Raw genomic sequence first — 1,213 nt, 5'->3', positions numbered from 1 at the left:
ATTCTGGCTAATGTGTAACGAATGTTACATAAGAAATTGAAATTCAGGTTGGATGCATCCGATTGTAAGGTGGAAATTTTACAAAAAAGAAATACAATAGAGAGTAGTCAAAATTTGAGTGTGAGAAAAAGGAATCTAGTGTAATATGATGAATGATAGATAGATTATAAAATGTTTGAAAATTAAAAGATATAGAATAGAATGGAAAAGTATAAAGTGAGATTAGATAAAAGAGGGTTCCTATATGTTTAAGAAATGGTTAATTGTTTTTTTTATTTTTGCTATTTTTTGTGGGAGTGTCGCTGCACTAATATATGCAAATAAAGATAAGAAATATAATTTGAGGGCATTTTCAGATTCTAAGAATAAGGTTGAAAATGATAAACCAAAAGTTGATGTAAATCAACAAAAACGTTATGAGGTTGCAGCAGCGAAACTAGATCAGTATTTAAAAGATAAAGGGTTTAACGGAACGGTTCTCGTGGCGGATAAAGATAATGTGGTTTTACGAAAAGGATACGGGTATGCGAATGTAAAAGATAAAATTTTAACAACGCCAAGAACAAAATATCGCATCGGTTCCATAACAAAAACAGTAGTTGCAATATCTATATTACAGCTAAAAGAAAAAGGGAAATTAAGTATAGAAGATAATGTGAATAAATATATTCCGTCGTTTCCGGCAGATAAAAATATTACGTTAAGAAATTTGTTAACACATACTTCCGGATTGCCAGAGCAGGGACAAGGTAGAGTTGATGCGGCATCACGTTTAAAGTTAGTAACATGGATTGGATCTCAAAAACTTGAATTTCCTGCAGGAACGGGATGGAGATATACAGATTATAATTATATGGTGCTTGCATATATTGTAGAAAAGATAACAAATGAACCACTTGCTGACTATGTGAAAGAAAACATTTTTACTACTGTTGGAATGCATGAATCTGGGATGGGTGCCACTTTCCCAGGAGATATGTTTTTAGCAGAAGGATATACGAAAAAAGATAATGAGTTAATAGCTACGCCTCGTTTAAGAATGAGTTGGCTATATGGTTGTGGTGAAATGTATACAACTGTTGAAGATATGAAAAGGTTAGATGAGGCAATTATAGATGGTAAATTGCTTTCTAAACAAAGTTTATCAGATATGTTTACTGTATCGCCCGCTAGAAAGTATGGATTTAGTTYCTACATTAATGCAGATTATAAT

General features: G+C 32.1%; 1 protein-coding gene. It reads left to right on the top strand.

What is annotated here, in order from left to right; translation table 11 throughout:
- Positions 1-244: 244 nt before the first annotated feature.
- The coding region (locus tag AC1DTM_RS27365) for a serine hydrolase domain-containing protein (RefSeq protein WP_477001364.1) at positions 245-1,213 on the top strand (969 nt) is incomplete at its 3' end.

The sequence above is a fragment of the Bacillus sp. P4_D3 genome (assembly GCF_056401855.1).
The sequence above is the reverse complement of the archived record's forward strand: the minus strand, read 5'-3'. Positions and strand labels throughout refer to the sequence as shown.